Annotated in this window: 1 protein-coding gene; it reads left to right on the top strand. The window is 59.7% G+C overall.

All coding sequences use genetic code 11. The annotated features are described in order from the left end of the window. Positions 1-2,631, top strand: a 2,631-nt coding sequence (locus SGJ19_23395; GenBank protein ID MDZ4783202.1) for a helicase-related protein, incomplete at both ends; no start/stop codon positions are given.

The raw sequence follows: 2,631 nt of genomic DNA on the forward strand, positions 1-2,631 counted from the left end.
ACCTATTTCGGCAACGAGGTCAAGTACACGAAACGCTACCGGCTCGGCCAGTTGCTCTCGACCCTGACCCGCCACTTCCTACTTCTGACCGCCACACCGCACAACGGCAAGGAGGCGGACTTCCAGCTATTCATGGCCTTGCTTGATGGCGACCGCTTTGAGGGCAAGTTCCGGGACGGGGTTCACGTTTCCGACTCTGGCGACATGATGCGTCGTCTGGTCAAGGAACAGCTTCTCAAATTCGACGGCACGCCGCTCTTCCCGGAGCGGAGAGCCTACACGGTCAACTACGCCCTTTCGGACGGGGAAGCCGAACTCTACAAGGAAGTCACCGACTACGTCCGCGAGGAGTTCAACCGGGCCGAAGCCCTTGAGAACGAAGGCCGCAAGGGCACCGTTGGTTTTGCACTCACCATCCTGCAACGCCGCCTGGCATCGTCGCCCGAGGCAATTTACCAATCCCTGAAGCGCCGCCGCGAACGCCTTGAAAAACGCCTTCGCGAGGAGCAGTTGCTGAAGCGGGGAGCGGACATCGGCCTCGATTTGAATGTCGGCCTTCCGGCACTGTCAGCCGACGACATCGAAGACCTCGACGACGCACCGGACGCCGAACTTGAAGATACCGAGGAGAAGGTCGTCGATCAGGCATCCGCAGCCCGCACCATCACCGAGCTTCGCGCCGAAATCGACCAATTGACGGGACTGGTGCGGACCGCGCTTCGCGTTCGGCAATCCGGCACCGACCGCAAATGGGACGAGCTTTCACGACTTCTGCAAAACAACACCGAGATGTTCGGGGCGGACGGGCATCGCCGCAAGCTTGTCATCTTCTCGGAGCATCGCGACACGCTGAATTACCTCACCGAGAGGATTCGGGCATTGCTCGGGCGACCGGAAGCCGTCGTCATCATTCATGGCGGAGTGGGACGAGAGGAACGACGCAAGGCCGAAGAATCGTTCAAGCACGACAAAGAAGTCGAAATCCTGGTTGCGACCGACGCCGCCGGTGAAGGTATCAACCTGCAACGTGCCCACCTGATGGTGAACTACGATCTTCCCTGGAATCCGAATCGCCTGGAACAACGTTTCGGCCGCATTCACCGCATCGGACAGACCGAAGTCTGCCACCTGTGGAACCTCGTCGCCAAAGACACCCGCGAAGGTGAGGTTTACCACCGGCTACTCGAAAAGTTGGACGAAGAGCGAAAGGCCTTGGGGGGCCAGGTCTTCGACGTGCTGGGACAACTTACTTTCGAGGATCGCCCGCTTCGGGAACTCCTGCTTGAAGCCATCCGATACGGCGACAAACCCGAGGTCAAGGCCCGCCTGTTCCAGGTCGTCGATAATGCACTCGAACGCGAACACCTGCGGGAACTGGTTGAGGGGCGGGCGCTCACTCACGACTCGATGGACGTGACCCGCGTCCGGCAAATCCGTGAGGAGATGGAACGCGCCGATGCCCGGCGACTGCAACCGCATTTTATCGCCGCGTTCTTTCTGGAAGCCTTCAAGCTGCTTGGCGGAACAATTCACGAACGAGAGACGAACCGCTACGAGATCAAGCATGTTCCGGCCGTCATTCGCAACCGCGACCGGGAAATTGGTCGGGGACAGGCCGTCTTGCAGCGCTACGAGCGGATCACCTTCGACAAGACCCTTATCAGCGTTCCGGGCAAGACACTGGCAGCCTTCGTCTGTCCAGGACATCCACTGCTCGATGCTACGCTCGACCTCATCATCGAGCGGCACAGAGACCTTCTGAAACGCGGTGCCATTCTGGTCGATGACTCAGACGAAGGCGACCAGCCCAGATCATTGCTCTACCTCGAACACTCAATCCAGGACGCCAGGATCGACCGAACCGGGAACCGACGGGTTGTTTCCAAGCGGATGCAGTTCGTCGAAGTGGGGCCAAGCGGCGAGGCGAAGAACGCCGGGCCTGCACCGTATCTCGACTACCGGCCCATGACCGAGGCGGAAGCCATTGCCCTTGCGAAATTCGACGCGCCGAACTGGCTCCGCCAGGACTTGGAAACGCTGGCAATGGAACATGCTGCCATCCACCTTGTTCCGCAGCACCTCGACGAGTTACGCAAGCGTAAGGAAGAGGTAATCGAAAAGACCAAAGCGGCCGTACAAGATCGCCTCACCAAAGAGATCAACTACTGGGACCATCGCGCGGCACAACTCAAAGACCAGGAGCTTGCAGGCAAGACTAACGCGAAGCTCAATTCCGGGCTGGCCCGGCAACGGGCCGACGACCTCACTGGACGACTTCAAAAGCGGCTGATGGAGCTTGAACAGGAACGCAAGCTCTCGGCATTGCCGCCAGTTATTCTCGGCGGGGCGATGATCGTTCCCGTGGGACTTCTGCGAAGGCTTGGCGGCACGTCGGACGCCACGCCGCCGATGTTTGCCATCGACACCGAACGATCCGAGCTAATGGCGATGGAAGCGGTTATGGCAGCGGAGCGGAAGCTGGGTTACGCCCCGCGAGACGTGAGCGACCAGAATCTCGGCTATGACATCGAATCGGCCATCACCGGCACGGGGCTGCTCCGGTTCATCGAAGTGAAAGGGCGGGTTAAGGGAGCGAAGACCCTCACCATCACCAAGAACGAAATCCTCACC

The organism is Planctomycetia bacterium, from assembly GCA_034440135.1.
Lineage (GTDB): Bacteria > Planctomycetota > Planctomycetia > Pirellulales > JALHLM01 > JALHLM01.